We start from the raw sequence: 18,175 nt of genomic DNA, 5'->3' as shown, positions 1-18,175 counted from the left end.
CCCAGGGCAACGAATCGTCACGCTACCGGGACAACGACCGTTCCGGTCGCCCTGGTGATCAGCAGCGGCTCGGCCAGGACCTCGGCGGCCGACTCCGACTTGTCCGGCCGCCCGCGGCACACGACGTGGGCGGCGAATTCGAGTTCCCGGCTGCGGGTCCCGACCCGGGAGATGGTCGCGGTCACCTCGACCATGTCGCCGGCCCGCAGCGGCTGCACGAACTGCACGTCGGAGTAGGAAGCGAAAAGACCTTCATCTCCGTCGGCCTGGATACAGACCTCCGTCGCGACGTCACCGAACAGGCCGAGCACGTACGCGCCGTCGACCAGGTGCCCGGCGTAGTGCGCGTGGCTGTACGGCACGTACCGGCGGTGGGTGACCGACAGACCGACTTCGGCCTTGCTCATGCGCTTCTCCTGTTCGGGGTGCGGATCCGGCGGGTGACCAGGACGTCGACCAGGTAGCTGGCCACCTCGCCGGGCGTCGTGCCGCGGCCGAAGACCCGGTCGACGCCGAGCTCGTCGGCCATCTGCTCGGTGAAACGGGGGCCACCGGCAACCAAAATCGGGCGGGACTCCTCGGGATAGGCCTCGCGGAACGCGGCCGACATCTCCTTGGTGTTCAGCACGTGCGCCTCGCGCTGGGTGACCACCTGGGAGACCAGGATCGCGTCCGCCTTCTCGGCCTTCGCGCGCCGGACGAGCTCCGGTACGGCGACCTGGGCGCCGAGGTTGACCACCTTCAGCTCGCGGTAGTACTCCAGGCCCTTCTCGCCCGCGAAGCCCTTGATGTTCATGATCGCGTCGATGCCGACGGTGTGCGCGTCGGTGCCGATACACGCGCCGACCACGGTCAGCCGGCGGCGCAATCCCTTGCGAATGGCCAGGTTCGCGTCCTTCGGCGACAGCAGCGGATAGTCGCGCTCGATCACCTCGACCTTGTCGGTGTCGACCAGGTGGTTAACCGGGCCGTAGACAACGAAGAACGTGAAGTCCGGCCCCATCGGCTTGGCGTGCACGACCAGCGCAGGGTCCATGCCCATCTTGTTGGCCAGCTGCACCGCCGCGCCCTCGGCCCGCTTGTCGTGCGGGATCGGCAGCGTGAACGACATCTGCACCATTCCGTCGCCGGTGGTGTCGCCGTACGGCCTGATAATGCTCACTGTGCCTCCTCGAGCAGTTCGATCGCCGGGTTGTAGTACGCCGCCGAACGCCGAGCGACGCCGTCCAGACCACGACCGGCGTCCTGCGGGCGCTTCATCAACCCGAACGTGCCGTCGCCGATCGCGTTCAGCAGACCGTCGTCGACGATCTTCTCGAGCAGCTCGACCGACTCCCCCAGCACTTGCCGGGCCCGGTTGGCAATGAAGCCGTCCGGCGCCGGGTGGAAGTCCTCGTGGAGGTTGCCTGCGGCACCCAAGACGTACCGGACGTTCTGCAGCGCCAGGTCGCGGTCGGAGATCCAGGGAGTGACCACGGCCTCGGTCATCATGCCGACCAGCAGGATGCCCTGCCCGGTCATCGCGCCGACCAGGTTGAAGAAGCCGTCCAGCAGGTAGCCGCGAAACACGTCGCCGGTCATGTGCCGCGTCGGCGGCATCCACTTCAGCGGCGCGTCCGGGAACAACTGCCTGGCCAGCATCGCGTGCGCGAGCTCCAGCCGGAACGAGTCCGGGATCTCCGGGGTGATCTCGAACGCGTGCCCGAGTCCGAGCTGCCAGTCCTCCAGCCCCGCCTCCTTGGCGAAGTACTCGTTCAGCAGCTGCGACACCGTGACCGTGTGCGCCGCCTCGACGGCGTCCGCGGTGGTCAGGTAGTTGTCCTCGCCGGTGTTGATGATGATCCCCGCCCGGGCGTGGATCTGGCGGCTGAACCGCTGGTCGACGAAGGTGCGGATCGGGTTGATGTCGCGGAACAGGATCCCGTACATCGAGTCGTTCAGCATCATGTCGAGCCGCTGCAGCCCCGCCAGCGTCGCGATCTCCGGCATGCACAGCCCGGACGCGTAGTTGGTCAGCCGGATGTAGCGGCCGAGCTCGCGCGACGACTCGTCCAGTGCCGCGCGCATCAACCGGAAGTTCTCCTGCGTCGCGTACGTGCCGGCGAACCCCTCGCGGGTGGCGCCTTCGGGCACGTAGTCGAGCAGCGACTGCCCGGTCGACCGGATCACCGCGATGATGTCGGCACCGGCCCGCGCGGCCGCCTGGGCCTGCGGGATGTCCTCGTAGATGTCGCCGGTGGCAACGATCAGGTAGATCCACGGCCGCTGCTCGGGATCGCCGTACTTGGCGATCAGCCGGTCCCGTTCACGACGCCGCGCGTCCACCTTCTTCAGCCCGCCGGCCGCCGCCTTGCGCGCCGCGGCACGAGCCCGTACGGCGTCCCGCCCCTCCGGCAGCCGGAAGGTGACCGAGCCCGACGCCGCCTTCTGCGCCAGCACCGCGAGGTCCTCGGCCTCGCCCCGGACCAGCGCGTCCCACACCGGCAGCGCGAGTCCGTGCTCGAGGCCGACGTCGGCCCGAACGGTGTCGGCCAGCCGGTTCACCCACGGGATGCCCTCGGAGTCCGCACCGGCCAGACCGGCCAGGCGCAGCACGGCCCGCTCGACCGAGACCGTGGTGTGCTGCCGGGCGATGTTCACGATCGGCTTGCCCGCCTTGCGCGCCAGGCTGCGCGCCTTCCGGACGGTGACCGGATCGAGGTCGAGCTTCTTCACCGCACGCGTCACTGGGACCATCCTTCGGAGTCGTACACCAGCCGGCCGCCGACTGCGGTCCGCAGACAGCTCGGCACAACAGCCGGGTCACTGAGATCGGGCAGCACCGGTACGCCGGCGCCCGGGTCGGTCGACCAGGCCGCGACCCGCGGGTCAGGCGTCTGGACGACGAGGTCGGCATCGATCTCCCAGACCGCGTACGTCGCGGCGGAGCCCGGCGCGAGCACACCCGCGTCGTCGATCCCGGCCGCCCGCCAGCCACCCCGGGTGTGCGCCTGGAACGCGGCCCGGACGGTGATCCGCTCCGACTCGGTGTGGTGGAACGCGGCCGCACGAACGGCCTCCCACCCACCGAGTGAGGTCACCGGCGCATCCGATCCGAAGGCGAGCACGACACCGGCGCGCTGGAGTGTGCCGAAGGGATTCATGCCCTCCCAGCGGTCCCCGACGCGCTCGGCGTACATGCCGTCCGGTCCACCCCAGTGACCGTCGAACATCGGCTGCACGCTGGCCACGACGCCACACTTCGCCAGGGTCGCGACGACCTCGGCGTCCGGCATCTCGACGTGCTCGAGCCGGTGCCGCGCGGCCAGCAGCGCCGGGACGCCGACCTTCTCGGCCGCCAGCTCGAAGCCGCGGGCGATGTTGTCGAGGGCAAGGTCTCCGATGCAGTGGAAGCCGGCCTGGACGCCCTTCTCGGTGCAGGCGATCACGTGCTCGGCGATCTGCTCGGGCGTGAGGTAGGCGTGCCCACGGTGATCCGCCCGATCGGCGTACGCCGCTCGCAGCGCGGCCGTGCGTGAGCCGAGCGCGCCGTCGGCGTTCAGGTCACCGGCCAGGCCGGCCAGCCCGTACTGGGTGACATTGTCGAAGACCCCCGTCTCACCCCAGTACAAGGTTGCCGAGAGCCCCAATTCGTCCGCCGCCTGGCGAACCAGCGGCAGCTCCCACACCGGTCCGATGTGCGGCGCGGCCATCTCGTGAAAGGCCCCGATCCCCCGCTCGGCCATCGCCTTCACCGCGGCGCGAGCGTAGGCCAGCCGCTGCTCGGCGCCGACCAGTTCGCTCAACGCGTCCCGTACGGCGTGGTTGGCGTCCCGCTCGACCCGTCCGCTCGGGTCGTACCCGATTTCGCCCGCGAGTCCGTCGACCGCGGCCGCGAGCGAGGACGAGACGACGCCGGAGTGACCGTCGACGCGCGACAGGTAGACCCGGCGGCCGCCACCGGCGCGGTCGAGCTCCTCGGCCGTCGGCGGCCGGCCCTCGGGCCACTTGGTCTCGTCCCAGCCGGCGCCGTCGATCACGGCGTCCGGCGCGAGCCGGCCGGCGTACGAGGCGAGCCGGTCGAGGGCTTCGGTCAGGCTGGTGGTGCCGATCAGGTCGAGGCCGGTCAGCAGGGCGCCGGTCTGCGCGGTGTGGACGTGGGCGTCCACGAACGCGGGCGTGACGAGCTTGCCCCGCAGGTCGATCACCTCGTCCGCGCCGTCCGCGTACGACGACGCGCTGCTGTCGTCGCCGAGCCAGGTGACCACGCCGTCGTCGAACGCGATCGCGGTCGCGTGGGGGTCGGCGGGTGAGTAGACGGATCCGTTCGTCAGAAGTGTGCGCACGGGCTAATCCTGCCCCTCCGCCTTCAGCCGGCTCTCGAAGAGCTGCCGGACACCAGGTTCGGAGCGCAGCAACTCGAGGGCGTAGTCGGCGTGACCGGGTACGTAACCGTTGCCCACGAGCATCGTCACGTCCGCCGCGAGACCTTCGGCACCGAGCGCGGCGGCCGAGAACGAGGTCGCCATCGAGAAGAAGATCACCGTGCCGCCGGACGCCGTCGCGAGCACCGCGCCGTGCTCGCAGCCGGGCACGTCCACGCAGACCACGGTGATGTCGGCCGGTCCCCCGGACGCCTCGACAGCCGCCGCGAGCGCGACGGGATCGCGAGCGTCCGCCAGCGCGACGACGTCGGCCAGACCAGCCGCCTCCAGCCGCTCGCGCTCGGCCTCGATCGGCACGATGCCGATCGTGCGGGCCGCTCCCGAACGACGCGCGGCGGCCAGGGCGAGCGAGCCGCTTTTCCCTGCGCCGCCAATTACTGACACGACAGGCTTTGTGCCTTTGTCGACATACTGGCGGACCACGCGCGCGGTCAGCGCGGGCGCGCCACAGACGTCCATCACCGCCAGCGACAGCTCCGGAACCAGGTCGTCGGGCAGCTTCGCGACGATCGACCGGGCGAACAGGATCGCGTGCCCTTCGGCCGGGACCTGCTCGCTGCGACCGTCCCAGCGGCGCAGGCCGTCGGTGATCCGCAGCGGGGTCAGCGTCAGCGAGACCAGCGTCGCAACCCGGTCCCCCGGCTTCACGCCGAGCGGCGACTCCGGGCCGACCTCGTCGACGACACCGACCAGCATGCCGCCCGACCCGGTGACGGGATTCTGCATCTTGCCGCGCTCGGCGACGATCTCCAGCACCGCCCGCCGGACCGCCTCGCCGTCGTGCCCGTGCGCCTCGGCCAGCTGCCGGTACGACGCCGCGTCCAGGTTGAGCCGCTCGACCGCGATCCGGATCTCGTCCGGCCACAGCTCGGGATGCGCGTCCAGCCGGGCCGCGGCCTGCGGCAGCACACCGGCCGGCTCGATCACGCGGTGCAGTCCGACGGGGCTCGACGACACGCTGCCTCCAAGGGTTCACGGCTCCGGATGAAGCCGGGCAAAATACTACTGATTTCCGGTCTGAGAGGAAATCTTGCGGCGTACTGTTGGATCTGCGGGACGTTCTATCGCTATCCTCACATAAGACCGCATCACCCATGGAGCCCCCGGAGGACTTCTGTGACTGAGCTGATCACCCCGGAGCTGACCGTTCCCGACGGCCAGCCGTATGCCTACCGGCGCGCGGAGCTCGTCGAGCCCGACTGGACCCGGATGCCGGGGTTCGCCGACGTCACCGCCGAGCAGTGGCGCTCCGTGCAGTGGCAGCGGTCGCACTGCGTGAAGAACGTCAAGCAGCTGCGCGACGTGATGGGCGACCTGCTCGAGGAGCGCGTCTACGAGGACCTCACCCGCGACCAGGCCGAGCGCGCGACGATGTCGATGCTGCTGCCGCCGCAGATGCTGAACACGATCGTCCCTGAGGGCGCGGCCGACTACACCGAGGCCTTCTACGCCGACCCGGTCCGGCGCTACATGCTGCCGATGTTCACCGACCGGCGGACCGACTGGCCGTCGCACCCGCACGCGACGCGGGACTCGCTGCACGAGCACGAGATGTGGGCCACGGAGGGGTTGACCCACCGCTACCCGACCAAGGTCCTGGCCGAGGTGCTGCCCACCTGCCCGCAGTACTGCGGGCACTGCACCCGGATGGACCTGGTCGGCAACTCGACGCCGGTGATCGACAAGCTGAAGTTCACGATCAAGCCGCAGCAGCGGCTGGACGACATGCTCGACTACCTGCGCCGCACTCCCGGCGTCCGGGACGTCGTCGTGTCCGGCGGCGACGTGGCGAACATGCCCTGGCCGCGGCTGGAGGCGTTCCTGACCAGCCTGCTGGAGATCGAGAACATCCGCGACATCCGGCTGGCCACCAAGGCGCTGATGGGCATGCCGCAGCACTGGCTGGACGACGACGTCCGGGCCGGCGTCGAGCGGGTCGCGACGATCGCCCGGCAGCGAGGCGTGATGGTTGCCATGCACACCCACGTGAACGCGGCCCAGTCGGTGACGCCGCTGGTGGCCGAGGCGACCAAGGCGATGTTCGAGGCCGGGCTGCGCGACGTGCGCAACCAGGGCGTGCTGATGCGCGGGGTCAACGACTCGGTGCCGCAGCTGCTCGACCTTTGTTTCGCGCTGCTCGACGGCGCCACGATCACGCCGTACTACTTCTACATGTGCGACATGATCCCGTTCTCCGAGCACTGGCGGGTCTCGGTCAAGGACGCGCAGCACCTGCAGCACGGCATTCTCGGCTACCTGCCGGGCTTCGCCACCCCGCGCATCGTCTGCGACGTCCCGTACGTCGGCAAGCGCTGGGTGCACCAGCTGTCCGAGTACGACGAGGTGCGCGGCATCTCGTACTGGAAGAAGAACTACCGCACCGGCATCGAGCAGCAGGACCCGGAGGCGCTGAACCGCACCTACGAGTACTACGACCCGATCGACACCCTGCCGGCCGAGGGCCAGGACTGGTGGCGCACGCACGCCGGCGACTCGATCGCCGCGGCGACCGAGCAGGCCGCCGCCTCGCGCGCCGCGGCCGAGTCGCAGAAGCTGCTGCAGATCACCTGACCGGGTTTCCGCCGGTGCCGACGGACAGGGGTCGACGGCACCGGCGGAAGACTGCCCACCCGCAGACTGCGTGGCGGGACTGCTACGGGCAGCGACTAACCTTGGCCGGGTGACTGAGCACCTGGCCGCCACGAGGTCGTCGTACGACAACGTCGCGGACGCCTACCACGAGCTGGTCAAGGACCGGATGGCCGGCAACCCGCTCGAGCGGGCGATGCTGACGGCGTTCGCGGAGCTGACCGGCGACCCGATCGTGGATCTGGGCTGCGGCGCCGGCCGGACGACCGGCTTCCTGAAGGCGGTCGGCTGCGACATCTCCGGCATCGACCTGTCGCCGAAGATGATCGAGCTGGCCCGGAAGAACTATCCGGGCGTCACGTTCGAGGTCGGGTCGATGACCGACCTGCCGTTCAAGGACGGCGAGCTCGGCGGCGTGCTGGCGTGGTACTCGACCTTCCACATCCCGCGCGCCGAGCTGCCCGGGCTGTTCACCGAGTTCGCCCGCGTGCTGCGACCGGGCGGGCGGGTCCTGATCGGGACGCACTCCGGCCAGGACGAGACGCTGCAGCCGGAGAAGGCGTACGGCATGCCAGTCAGCTACACCGCCTACCTGTACCGACCCGAGGTGATGGTCGAGTCGCTCGCCGAAGCAGGGCTGGTCGTCACCGCCCAGCTCACCGAGCCGGGCAGCACACCCGGGCGCGGGTACGCCGCCTTCTTCGCGCAGAAGAGCTAGAGCGCCGGAGGCCTGCGCTCGTACGGCGTACTGAGCACGATCGTGGTCGTGGTGGAGACGTTCGCGCGGGCCCGGATCGTGGCCAGCAGCTCCTCGAGCGCGGCCGGTGAGGCGACCCGGACGATCAGCACGTAGCTGGAGTCGCCGGCCACCGAGTAGCACGACTCGATCTCCGGGACGTCGCGCAGCCGCTCGGGCGAGTCGTCGGGCTGCGACGGGTCGATCGGGCGGATCGAGATCAGGGCGGTCAGCGGCAGGTCGAGCGCGGTGTGGTCGATCGTTGCCGCGTACCCCAGGATGATGCCGCGCTGCTCCAGCCGCTTGACCCGCTGGTGCACCGCCGACGTGGACAGGCCGGTCGCCTTGCCGAGGTCGGTGAAGCTCATCCGCCCGTCCGACGCCAGCAGCGCGACGATCTTGCGATCCAGGTCCTCCACGCTGGAGACCCTACTGCCCCCGGGCCCCGGCATGAAAGCATCACCCCATGGCTGAGACTCCCCAGCGTTTGATGCTGCTGGACACCGCGTCGCTGTACTTCCGCGCCTTCTTCGGCGTGCCGGACACGATGAAGGCCGCGGACGGGACACCGACCAACGCGATCCGCGGGCTGCTCGACTTCATCGCGCGGCTGGTCGAGAACCACCGGCCGACCCACCTGGTCGCCTGCTGGGACGACAACTGGCGGCCGTCGTGGCGGGTCGAGCTGATCCCGTCGTACAAGGCGCAGCGGGTGGAGTTCGTCGCGGCCGGCGGGGAGCAGATCGAGGACGTGCCGGACCGGCTGGAGGTGCAGGTGCCGTTCATCCGGGCCTGCCTGGACTCGCTCGGCATCGCGATCGCCGGGGCGCCCGACCACGAGGCCGACGACGTGATCGGCACGCTGTGCCACCGCGCGACGATGCCGGTCGACGTGGTCACCGGCGACCGTGACCTGTTCCAGCTGATCGACGACTCGCGCGGCATCCGGGTGATCTACACCGCCGCCAAGGGGGTCGGCCGGGCCGAGGTGTACGACGAGAAGGCGCTGCTGGCCAAGTACTCGATCCCCGCCAACCGGTACGCCGACTTCGCCACCCTGCGCGGCGACGCCTCCGACGGCCTGCCCGGCGTCAAGGGTGTCGGCGAGAAGACCGCGGCGTCGCTGGTCACGGCGTACGGGGGGCTGGACGAGATCCGCGCCGCGGCGGCCGACCCGTCGACGCCGATGGCGCCGGGGGTCAAGCGCAAGATCCTGGACGCGAGCGACTACCTCGACGTCGCCCCGAAGGTCGTCGCGGTCGCGAAGGACGCACCGGTCAACCTCCACCACCCGGAGATGCCGACCGAGGTCGCTGACCCGCAGCGCTGGCTCGACCTGGTCGAGCTGCTCGAGCTCGGTAGCAGCGCGCAGCGAGTGATGCACGCCTTGAACGTCGGCCCGAAGGACATCGCGTGAGTGAACCGACCGGACCTCGCGATGAGCCGGCTCCTGCTTCCCACCCACGCAACGGCGCCGAAGGCGCCGAGCCCGCGGCACCCGGCGCTCCCGCCCCCTCCCACTTCTCCCCGCCCGATGGCGCCGCAGGCGACGAGCAGTTGGCGGAGATCGCACACTTCGTTTTCGATCTTGCTCGCTCCGGGGACGACGAGCGGCTGGCCGCCTATCTCGACGGCGGTGTGCCGGTCGACCTGACGGATGCCTCCGGCAACACTCTGGTGATGCTTGCCGCCTACAACGGTCAGCCGTCGACGGTGCGGCTGCTGACCGGCCGCGGCGCCGACGTGAACCGGCTCAACGACCGCGGCCAGTCCCCCCTCGCCGGTGCCGTCTTCAAGGCCGAGCCGGAGATCGTCCGCACCTTGCTCGCGGCCGGCGCCGACCCGACGGCCGGCAGCCCGAACGCGCTCGACACCGCCCGGATGTTCGAGCAGACCGACCTGATCAACCTCCTGGAGGGCACCGAGTGACCAGCACCCTCGACCTCGCCGAGCGGTTCCGTTCCGAGATCGTCGACCTGCGCCGCGCGCTGCACCAGGTCCCCGAGTACGACCTCGACCTGCCGAAGACGCAGGCCCTGGTCCTCGAGGCCCTCGACGGGCTCGACCTGGAGATCACGCTCGGCAAGGAGCTGTCCTCGGTGACCGCCGTGCTGCGCGGCACCGCCCCGAGCGAAGGGGTCCGGCCGGTCGTCCTGCTGCGCGGCGACATGGACGCGCTGCCGGTCACCGAGCGGACCGACGTACCGTTCAAGTCCCAGCACCCCGGCATGATGCATGCCTGCGGCCACGACCTGCACGTCGCCGGTCTGGTCGGCGCGGCGAAGATCCTGCACGCGCTGCGCCACCAGCTGGCCGGCGACGTGGTGTTCATGTTCCAGCCCGGCGAGGAGACCACCGGCGGCGCGCCGATCATGATTCGCGAGGGTGTGCTGGAGGCCACCGGCCGGCGCGCGGACGCGGCGTACGGCCTGCATGTCGGGTCGGCCGGGCAGCCGTTCGGGATGTGGAGCAGCAAGCCTGGTTCGTTCATGGCCGCCGCCGACCAGTTGCACGTGCGGATCGTCGGAGCCGGCACGCACGGGTCGACGCCGTACCGGGGCAAGGACCCGATCCCGGTGGCCTGCGAGGTGGTGACCGCGCTGCAGACGATGATCACCCGGCAGTTCGACGTGTTCGACCCGGTCGTGCTCACGGTCGGCCGGATCGCGGGCGGCACGAAGGAGAACATCATTCCCGACGACGTCTTCTTCGACGCGACGGTCCGGACCTTCTCCGAACAGACCCGGGCGAAGGTGCAGCTGACGTCGACCCGGCTGGTCGAGTCGATGGCGGCCGCGCACGGGCTGACCGCCGAGGTGCAGTACCAGATCGGCTATCCGGTGACGGTCAACGATCCGGCCGAGTACGAGTTCGCCCGGGACACCATCGTCGATCTGTTCGGCTCCGACCGGTTCCGGGAACGCGCCAACCCGCGCTGCGGCGCCGAGGACATGTCCTACGTCCTCAACGAGGTTCCCGGCGTCTACCTGAATCTCAGCGCCTGCGCCGGCCCCGATCCCGACGCCGCGGCCGACAACCACTCCCCGTTGGCCGACTTCGACGACTCGGTCCTCCCGGACGGCGCGGCCCTGCTCGCCGAACTGGCCGTACGCCGGATCGCCCGCGGCTGACCGGGCGGGCCTGGCGTCGCCGCCCGCACCGCCCGCTCCTCCGGCGACCCCTGTTACCCCAATCCCGCGGTGCGGGCCTGGACGATCGCTTCGGCCCGGTCGGCCACGTGCAGCTTGGCGAAGATGTTCGAGACGTTGTTGCGGACCGTCTTCGGGGACAGGTAGAGCTCGGCGGCGATCTGCGGGTTGGAACGGCCGGCGGCGACCAGCGCGAGGATCTCGCGTTCCCGCGCGGTCAACTGCGGGAACGGATCGCCGTCCGGCGCCGGCGTACCGGCGAAGAACTCGGTGACCCGGCGGGCGACCGCCGGGCCGAAGATCGCCTCGCCCTGCGCCACGGCGGTGATCGCCCGCAGGATCTCCGCCTGGTTCGCGCCCTTCAGCAGGTAGCCGCGGGCTCCGGCGCGCATCGCCGCGAACAAGGTCTGGTCCTGCTCGGCCATGGTCAGCACGACGACGCCGATGTGCGGGCTGTCGGCAACGATCCGGCGGGTCGCCTCGATCCCGTCCAGCCGCGGCATCTGCACGTCCATCACCACCACGTCCGGCTGCAGCTCGCGGGCGCGTTCGACCGCCTCCAGCCCGTCGCCCGCCGTACCGGCCACCTCGACGCCGGGCAGCGACCCGAGCAGCGCGGCCAGTCCGTCGCGGTAGACCGGGTGGTCGTCGACGAGCATCACGCGCACCGACTCAGACATGCAGCACCTCCGGTACGGCGTCCAACGGCAACCTCACCTCGACGACGGTGCCACCATCGGCCGGACTGGTCACGCTGCACACGCCACCGAGCTCGGCCGCCCGTTCGCGCACCGAGACCATCCCCACCCCCGCGGCGGTCTGCTCGCCGATGCCGATCCCGTCGTCGGTGACGGACAGCTCCAGAGCCGGTCCGGCCCCGATCGCGAGCCGGATGTCGCACCGCGAGGCCGCCGCGTGCCGCGCCACATTGGTCAACGCCTCCGACGCGATCCGGTACGCCGCGACCTCGACTCCGGCCGGCAACGGACCCAGCGGCACCGCCTCGACACGCACCTGCAAGCCGGACAGCCGAAACCGCTCGGCCTGCTGCTCGATCGCGCGGACCAGGCCGAGCTCGTCCAGCGCCGGAGGCCGCAGGTCGTGCACCAGCCGCCGGACGTCGGCCAGCACCGAGGCCACCTCGGCCGTCGCCTGGTCGAGCATGCGGTCGGCCTCGTCGGGCGCCGAGCGGGCCAGATTGCGCGCGGTCTCGATCCGCAGCGCGACCGCGCCGAGCGACGGGCCGAGACTGTCGTGCAGGTCCCGCCGGATCCGTCGCCGCTCCTCCTCGCGGGCCGCGACCAGGCGGCTGCGCCCACGCTGCAACTCGGTGCTCAACTCGCTGGCCCGCGCCGCGGCCGCCGCCTGCCGCGCCAGATCGCCGAGCAGTCGCTGGTCGCGTTCGGACAAGCTGCTGCCGTCGCCCGGACACAGCACCAACTGCCCGACCGGCTCTCCGCGGTAGCCGACCGGAAGCGCGATCGTGGGACCGGTCTGCCGGCCGTACTCGACGATCGCGCGCTGTCCGATCTCGACCCGGACGTAGGGCAGCCGGAACGCCTCGGCCAGCGTCCGGGCGACGGCACGGAGCTGCTCGTCGGGATCGGCCGCCGACTCCAGCCGCTCGGCGAGCGTCGCCACCGTGGCGTAGGGATCGTCCCGGGATCCGCGGACCAGCCGCCGCGCGGCCCGCCAGAGCCGGCTGCGCAGCGGTGCGTAGACGACAGCGACCACGGCGATCGCCGCCAGGGCGGCGTCCCGCTCCCCCAGCACGCCGCCGGCCAAGGCGAAGACGGCGAGGTCGACGCCGACCACGAGCAGCGCCAGTACGCCGTACAGGAAGGTGGCCGGGAGCAACCGGTCGATCGCGTAGAGGCGGTGCTTGGTGACGGCGCCGACGATCGCGGCCGAGGTCAGCGCGATCGCGAGCCCGAACACGATCGCGCCCACGGCCGGCGGGTTCTCCAAGGGAATCAGCAGGACGAACATGTCCACCAGCGCGGCCCACATCAGCCAGCGGATCTGCGCCCGGCGCTCGGAGTCGGCGGCGCGGTAGCGGTGCACGGTGACCGCGAACGGGATCACCAGACTGACCAGGACCGCGGCGTACGCGAACCGCATCACCGGCTCCCACACGGCGTACGGGAGATCGATGCCGAACGGGTCGAGCGGAAGCCGGGTGATCTCCGGCGGGAGCGCGGCGTCGTGGTAGCGGATCATCACGTCGACCGGGACGACCACCAGCAGCAAGGGCAGCAACGCGGTGAGGGCGAGGCTGGCGATCGACAACCAGCGCCAGAGCCGTGCCCGCACGAGCCGGCCGTCCGGGAACAGCAGGATCAGCAGCGGCAGTCCGAGCAGCAGCATCGCGCCGAACCGGGAGTAGAACCAGTACGCCGCCGCGGCGCCCGGCAGGCCGGGAGACGTGTAGACCGCGTACGCCGCCCAGCTGGACGCGAAGCCGTCGACGATCCAGAGCAGGCCGTTGAGCGTCAGGACCCAGGCGACCGGGTGGCGTGGAAGGCGCCGGAGCAGCAGGAGACCGGGCAGGGTCTGGGCGAGTCCGGAGAGCACGGCCGACCAGCCTGCGTCGAGCTCGGCCTGCGGCGGGACGCGACCCTGGTTGGCGAGGTCGAGCAGGACCGTCGCGACGGCGAGCATCAGCGCGGCCACGCACAGCACGGCCGCCGCCCGGCCCGCCCGTCGCGACTCCCCCACCTCGGTCTCCCCCACCTCGGTCACCGTTGCATTGTCACCCAATTGGTGTCCCGCCGTCGCGGGTCGGTTGTCCCGGTTTCGGCCGGGACAACGTCGGGACCTGCTGGGGGACGGGCGTCCCTGCCGCCCGGGCCGGGAAGCGCCGCAGGGTGGGTGAAGGGGGTGCGCAGCGTGCCCCAGGGGAGGAAGGAACCACCATGACCGAAACACCGGCCCGTCCTCGGACCGCACTTCCAGCTGCTGGCACCACACAATTCGGGGCGCGGCAGATCCGGCGGCTCGGACTCGGGCTCACCGCGGGAACATTGGCCTGGTGCGCGAGCATCTTCGCGTTCTCCACCGTCACCGAGGGCGCGCCCGAACGCATCCACGACCTCACCGGCCTGGCGTTCCAGCTCGGGCTGTTCTGCCTGCTGACGATCCAGTTCCGTACCCGCGCGACCGGTCTCAGCCGGCCCGCCGTTCTGATGCTCAAGGTGGAAGCGGTCGTGCTCGGGATCGCCAGCCTGTGGTCGCTGCTGCACGGCGTCTTCCCGGCGAGCCTTCAGGACGCGATCTGGCTGATGGTGCTCGACATCTGCTGGCCGCTGTCGATGATCGGCATGATGATCATCGGCATCAAGCTCGCCGTCACCGGACGCTGGCGAGGCCTGCTGCGCTGGTGGCCGCTGGTCGCCGAGAGCTGGGTCTTCGTGACGATCCCGGCCACCGTGGTCTTCGGTGACGCTGCCGCCCGCTGGGTCGGCGGCGGCCACCTGCTGATCGGCTACGCGACGCTCGGAGTCCTCTTGGCGCTCCGGCCGGACCTCGTCGTCGCCGACGACGTGCCGCGGCGCTGACCTCGACGACCCGACTCCGCGGCGACGACCGCGTCGAGCAGGTCGGGGAACGCCTTGCCGACCTCGTCGCCGCGCAACGAGTTCATCCGGGACGTTCCGACGTAGTACTGGCGGATCAGCCCCGCTTCGCGCAGCACCTTGAAGTGGTGCGTGGCGGTCGACGTACTGACGTCGAGGTCGAAGCCTCCGCACTTCACGTCGGCCGCCGCGTGGGCCAGCTGGGTCAGGATGCTGCGGCGGACCGGATCGACCAGCGCCTCCAGCACCTGCTGCAGCGGAACGTCCCGGGGGTCCGGGTGGGGCGGGATCCGCGTGTCGCTCATTGGGCCATAGTACGACGTCCATCATAGTTTGAGCAGCATCAAAGTTTGACAGCCGTCAAACTTGGCGATTCACTGTCGGTGTGACGAGTGAACAGGCGACGGTGGTGCGGTTCCACGAGCTGGGCGGTCCGGAGGTGCTCCGGCTGCGGCGGGAGCCGATCGGCGTCCCGGGGCCGGGCGAGGTGCGGCTGCGGGTCGATGCCATCGGCATCAATCGCGCCGAGGCGCTGTTCCGCGGCGGGCACTACATCGAGCCGGTCCGGCGGTTCCCGGCCGGCCTCGGCGCGGAGGCCGCGGGCGAGATCGAACTCACCGGTCCTGACGTGAGCAACCTGCGCCCGGGCGAAGCGGTGAGCGTGGTCCCGGCGTTCTCGCAGAACGACTACCCGGTCTACGCCGACCGCGCCATCGTGCCCGCGGCCGCGGTGGTACGCCGCCCCGACGGCGTGGACGCGATCACCGGCTCGGCGACCTGGATGGCGTTCCTCACCGCGTACGGCGCACTCGTCGAGGGCGGCGGCGTCCGGCCCGGGGACACGGTGCTTCTCAACGCCGCCTCCAGCAGCGTCGGCCTAGCGCTGATCCAGGTGGCTCGGCACCTCGGCGTCCGCACCATCGCCCTCACCCGGACGGCGGCCAAGAAGCCCGCACTGCTCGACCACGGCGCCGACGAGGTGATCGTCACCAGCACGGAGAACGTGCCCACCCGGGTCGCCGCGCTCACCAACGCTCGCGGTGTCCGCATGGTCCTCGACGCCGTCGCCGGCCCCGGCATCACCGACCTGGCCCGCCTCGTCGCCCCCGAGGGAACGCTGCTCGTGTACGGCGCGCTGAGCGGCGAACCCACGCCGTACCCGGGTGTCGAGCTCGGCCTACCCGCCCTCACCATCCGCTCGTACACGATGCACGAGACCAGCCGCGACCCGCTCCGCCTCGCTCGAGCGGAGGCCTTCGTCACCGCTGGCCTGCGCACCGGCGCCTTCCGGCCGGTGATCGCCGGCACGTTCCCGCTGGAGGAGGTCGTCGCCGCTCACACCCGGCTCGACGCCAACGCGCACATCGGCAAGCTCGTGCTCACCGTCCAGTCGGGCCTCAGGTGACCAAGCGGTCAACCCACCTCAAGTAGGCCGGGTAGTCGGCGGAGATCGCCATCGCGATCTCCACACCGTTGCCGTCACGCTTCATCCGGGCGTCGGGTCCGATCGAGACGCGTTCCCGGCCGAACCGCACCCCCGGCCAGAACACCGCCGCGGCCAGCGTCAGCGCGTCGTACTGCGTCGACTCCGGGTGCTGCTCGGTCCACCGGTCGCATTGCGCGCGCAGCACCGGCGCCCACGGTGGCGCCGCCGCGGCGGTCCACTTGCGATAGATCGGCGCGTCGGGAACGAGTTTCGTCGCCGGATCGCCGGTCACGTCCGCGACCACGAACGACGGCACCGACAACTCCAGCACGGGCAGCATTCGAATCACCGCATCCGGATCGGTGAGCAGGTTGTGTTCGGCCGGCGCGTTCGGATCGATGGCGCCGGCGAGCTGCGTCACCACCATCTTCGCCACCAGCTCGGGCCGCGTCTCCTGCAATCGCGCCAGGTTCGACATCGGTCCCATCCCGACCCATCGGACCGCGGCCGGGGTCGAAGCGCAAACCTTCGCCACGGCTTCGGCCACCTCGCCACTCTGCTCGGGTACGTCGTCGGGGACCAGGCCGCCGACGACGAAAGAGCGGGTGTTGCCGAGGGCCGCCCCGGCCACCACCGGTACGTCCGACCGGCCGGCGAGATCCAGCAGGTGCCGCGCGAACCGCGCCCGCTGCCCACCGTACTCATCGGTCGTCACCACCAGCGCCAGTTCCGGTACGCCGCGCGCGGCCGCGATCAAGGCCACCGAGTCGTCCGGCGCGCCACCCGCGTCGGTGTCGATGATCATCGGCGCCCTGGCGGCGGCAACCGGCCCGAGCGACGGAGGAGGCCCGCCGAGGGCGTCCCCGAGGTCCCCGAACTCCTCAAACATCTCGTTCGTCTCCACCATCGCGAGCCACTCCTGGATCGGATCCTCGTCCGGGATCGGAGTCTCGTCGTCGTCCCGGCCCTCGCCCATCCGTACCTCCACCTGTCTGGATCGCGTTCAGCACATTCTGTACGAACACCCGTTTGTCGTCGTCGCTCGCGCACCGGTCGTAGGCAGCCCAGATCCGTTCCACCCGCTGGTCCGGAACCCGGGCCCGCTCCAGCGCGCGGCCGAGCTGTTCGGCAGGCCGGAGATCGGACCGGCGGACGAAGGCGTCGAGCAGTTCCTTCAGCCGTGGATCGGTCTCGGACCCATTGATCCAGGCCCGGAGCTCGGCCCGGAACCGGCGAGCGCCTGATTCCAGTCCGGCCCGGTAGTTCCCACCCGCGTCGCGCACCGCCGCGGCATGCTGGGCGCGATCGGCGACCGCGTGCAGATTCACCAGCTTGACGCCTTCGCGGACCAGCAGCGGCCTGAGCCGCGGCGAGATCCGTCCGCGACTCAGGCCCAGCAGCGAGTTCGGCAAGTTGCGCTGGCCGGTCTGTTCGGGGCCGCGCTTGCCGATCCGGACCGGACTCGACATCGGACCGTCGAGCAACTCCTCGACGGCGTTGATCCCGAGCACGTGCGCGAACGTCTTCGACTCGTCCGCGGGCAGCTCGTAGAAGGGCCGCGCCTCCCGGGTCTGGCCGGCGTACAGGTGCACCTCGTAGCCCCGCTTGCTGCCCGGATGCGGGTCGTGCGGTGACTCGGCGAAGAACGCGTACCTGCCTCGGAAGGACGTCTGCGGGTAGACGGCCGCGAGCAACTCCTGCACGGTGCCTTTGAAGCTCGTGTCGACCAGGGTGATCCGGCTGCCCGCGTGACCGACCGGCGCCTTGCAGGCGCGCAGGTACTCGCTGAGCACCCGGAAGCCGGCGACGACGTCGGCCGGATCAACGCGCGAGGCCACCCGGCGGAACCCGTGAACCTGGGGAAACTCGCGGCCGCCGTTCTGCTCGAGGTCCTGCAGCGCGTTCTCGACCAAGGCCCGCGAGACCACCACGTTCGAAACGTGCTGCCGATAGAACAGCGGGTCGAGCCCGCGCATCGCAAGCGCGAGGCTGTGCCCGTCGCGGCCGAGCGTCACCACCCGATCGGCGCGGTGTGAGCCGACGTCCGCGCGGAGATCGGCGAGCATCTCGTCGGCGATCTTGACGATCAGCGGCGCGTGGTAGGCAAAGGTGATCCGGTAGGCGTCGTACAGGGTCTGGTAGTCGCAGTCGTCGGTGAACCGGAGCTTCCGGCCGATCCGGCGGGCCGCCGCGACGCCCTGCCGATGGGGGAATTCCGACGCTTCAGTCGCCATGCACCAAGTACGTCACATCCCGCGCCCCCGCGTCGGAAGTTA

At 70.8% G+C, this 18,175-nt stretch carries 18 protein-coding genes; 7 read left to right on the top strand and 11 right to left on the bottom strand.

Translation table 11 applies throughout. The features are described 5' to 3' along the window. Window positions 1-17: 17 nt before the first annotated feature. The 5 genes from ACQPXM_RS19680 to ACQPXM_RS19660 are packed head-to-tail and all read right to left on the bottom strand — an operon-like array spanning window position 18 to window position 5,381. Window positions 18-407 carry a hotdog domain-containing protein gene (locus ACQPXM_RS19680; RefSeq protein WP_432950657.1) on the bottom strand — a complete coding sequence of 130 codons (390 nt, stop codon included), beginning with the start codon at window positions 405-407 and terminating at the stop codon, window positions 18-20. Then, a complete protein-coding gene (locus ACQPXM_RS19675; RefSeq protein WP_432950655.1) occupies window positions 404-1,162 on the bottom strand; it encodes an OAM dimerization domain-containing protein in 759 nt (252 codons plus the stop codon). Before ACQPXM_RS19675 ends, ACQPXM_RS19680 begins: the two co-directional genes overlap by 4 nt. Then, the gene (locus ACQPXM_RS19670) at window positions 1,159-2,736 is read right to left on the bottom strand and encodes a lysine 5,6-aminomutase subunit alpha (RefSeq protein ID WP_432950653.1); all 1,578 of its coding nucleotides are present in this window, start codon (window positions 2,734-2,736) and stop codon (window positions 1,159-1,161) included. Before ACQPXM_RS19670 ends, ACQPXM_RS19675 begins: the two co-directional genes overlap by 4 nt. Further along, complete coding sequence (locus tag ACQPXM_RS19665) at window positions 2,724-4,325, bottom strand: amidohydrolase (protein WP_432950651.1); 1,602 nt, start codon at window positions 4,323-4,325, stop codon at window positions 2,724-2,726. Before ACQPXM_RS19665 ends, ACQPXM_RS19670 begins: the two co-directional genes overlap by 13 nt. A 3-nt stretch (window positions 4,326-4,328) precedes the next feature. After that, a complete protein-coding gene (locus ACQPXM_RS19660; RefSeq protein ID WP_432950649.1) occupies window positions 4,329-5,381 on the bottom strand; it encodes an L-erythro-3,5-diaminohexanoate dehydrogenase in 1,053 nt (350 codons plus the stop codon). Window positions 5,382-5,540: 159 nt separating this feature from the next. On the opposite strand from ACQPXM_RS19660, the gene ACQPXM_RS19655 reads away from it, so the two are divergent. Together ACQPXM_RS19655 and ACQPXM_RS19650 are read left to right on the top strand one after the other, a co-directional pair. Beyond that, window positions 5,541-6,995, top strand: a complete 1,455-nt coding sequence (locus ACQPXM_RS19655) for a KamA family radical SAM protein (RefSeq protein WP_432950647.1) — start codon at window positions 5,541-5,543, stop codon at window positions 6,993-6,995. Window positions 6,996-7,104: 109 nt separating this feature from the next. Then, window positions 7,105-7,731: a class I SAM-dependent methyltransferase gene (locus ACQPXM_RS19650; protein WP_432950645.1), complete on the top strand. Its 627-nt coding sequence runs from the start codon at window positions 7,105-7,107 to the stop codon at window positions 7,729-7,731. Here the strand turns inward: ACQPXM_RS19650 and ACQPXM_RS19645 are convergent. Further along, window positions 7,728-8,168 (bottom strand): Lrp/AsnC family transcriptional regulator, encoded by a 441-nt coding sequence (locus ACQPXM_RS19645; RefSeq protein WP_363677527.1) that lies wholly within the window; start codon window positions 8,166-8,168, stop codon window positions 7,728-7,730. The two genes, ACQPXM_RS19650 and ACQPXM_RS19645, sit on opposite strands and share 4 nt — an antisense overlap. A gap of 71 nt (window positions 8,169-8,239) precedes the next feature. Here ACQPXM_RS19645 and ACQPXM_RS19640 point away from each other — a divergent pair, with 71 nt between their 5' ends. From ACQPXM_RS19640 to ACQPXM_RS19630, 3 genes are read left to right on the top strand one after another with little or no spacing between them, the layout of a single operon-like run. Next, window positions 8,240-9,166: a 5'-3' exonuclease gene (locus tag ACQPXM_RS19640; RefSeq protein WP_432951055.1), complete on the top strand. Its 927-nt coding sequence runs from the start codon at window positions 8,240-8,242 to the stop codon at window positions 9,164-9,166. Continuing rightward, window positions 9,163-9,678 (top strand): ankyrin repeat domain-containing protein, encoded by a 516-nt coding sequence (locus ACQPXM_RS19635; RefSeq protein ID WP_432950642.1) that lies wholly within the window; start codon window positions 9,163-9,165, stop codon window positions 9,676-9,678. The genes ACQPXM_RS19640 and ACQPXM_RS19635 overlap by 4 nt, the downstream gene beginning before the upstream one ends. After that, entirely contained in the window at window positions 9,675-10,880 is a 1,206-nt protein-coding gene (locus tag ACQPXM_RS19630; RefSeq protein ID WP_432950640.1) for a M20 metallopeptidase family protein, read from the top strand. The genes ACQPXM_RS19635 and ACQPXM_RS19630 overlap by 4 nt, the downstream gene beginning before the upstream one ends. A gap of 53 nt (window positions 10,881-10,933) precedes the next feature. On the opposite strand, the gene ACQPXM_RS19625 is transcribed toward ACQPXM_RS19630, so the two are convergent. Together ACQPXM_RS19625 and ACQPXM_RS19620 are read right to left on the bottom strand one after the other, a co-directional pair. Further along, window positions 10,934-11,578, bottom strand: a complete 645-nt coding sequence (locus tag ACQPXM_RS19625) for a response regulator (protein WP_432950638.1) — start codon at window positions 11,576-11,578, stop codon at window positions 10,934-10,936. Further along, window positions 11,571-13,640, bottom strand: a complete 2,070-nt coding sequence (locus tag ACQPXM_RS19620; RefSeq protein ID WP_432950636.1) for a sensor histidine kinase — start codon at window positions 13,638-13,640, stop codon at window positions 11,571-11,573. Before ACQPXM_RS19620 ends, ACQPXM_RS19625 begins: the two co-directional genes overlap by 8 nt. A 173-nt stretch (window positions 13,641-13,813) precedes the next feature. On the opposite strand from ACQPXM_RS19620, the gene ACQPXM_RS19615 reads away from it, so the two are divergent. Next, window positions 13,814-14,455, top strand: a complete 642-nt coding sequence (locus tag ACQPXM_RS19615) for a hypothetical protein (protein ID WP_432950634.1) — start codon at window positions 13,814-13,816, stop codon at window positions 14,453-14,455. Here the strand turns inward: ACQPXM_RS19615 and ACQPXM_RS19610 are convergent. Then, complete coding sequence (locus ACQPXM_RS19610) at window positions 14,383-14,778, bottom strand: ArsR/SmtB family transcription factor (protein ID WP_432950632.1); 396 nt, start codon at window positions 14,776-14,778, stop codon at window positions 14,383-14,385. The genes ACQPXM_RS19615 and ACQPXM_RS19610 overlap by 73 nt on opposite strands. Before the next feature lie 80 nt (window positions 14,779-14,858). Between ACQPXM_RS19610 and ACQPXM_RS19605 the strand changes: the two genes are divergently transcribed. Beyond that, window positions 14,859-15,878 (top strand): zinc-dependent alcohol dehydrogenase family protein, encoded by a 1,020-nt coding sequence (locus tag ACQPXM_RS19605; RefSeq protein WP_432950630.1) that lies wholly within the window; start codon window positions 14,859-14,861, stop codon window positions 15,876-15,878. Here the strand turns inward: ACQPXM_RS19605 and ACQPXM_RS19600 are convergent. Both ACQPXM_RS19600 and ACQPXM_RS19595 read right to left on the bottom strand, forming a co-directional pair. Beyond that, window positions 15,871-16,875 carry a nucleoside hydrolase gene (locus ACQPXM_RS19600; protein WP_432950628.1) on the bottom strand — a complete coding sequence of 335 codons (1,005 nt, stop codon included), beginning with the start codon at window positions 16,873-16,875 and terminating at the stop codon, window positions 15,871-15,873. The two genes, ACQPXM_RS19605 and ACQPXM_RS19600, sit on opposite strands and share 8 nt — an antisense overlap. Next, window positions 16,781-18,133 (bottom strand): hypothetical protein, encoded by a 1,353-nt coding sequence (locus ACQPXM_RS19595; protein ID WP_432950626.1) that lies wholly within the window; start codon window positions 18,131-18,133, stop codon window positions 16,781-16,783. The genes ACQPXM_RS19600 and ACQPXM_RS19595 overlap by 95 nt, the downstream gene beginning before the upstream one ends. Window positions 18,134-18,175 lie beyond the last annotated feature (42 nt).

It is taken from the genome of Kribbella sp. CA-253562, from assembly GCF_050942265.1.
GTDB lineage: Bacteria > Actinomycetota > Actinomycetes > Propionibacteriales > Kribbellaceae > Kribbella.
The sequence above is the reverse complement of the archived record's forward strand: the minus strand, read 5'-3'. Positions and strand labels throughout refer to the sequence as shown.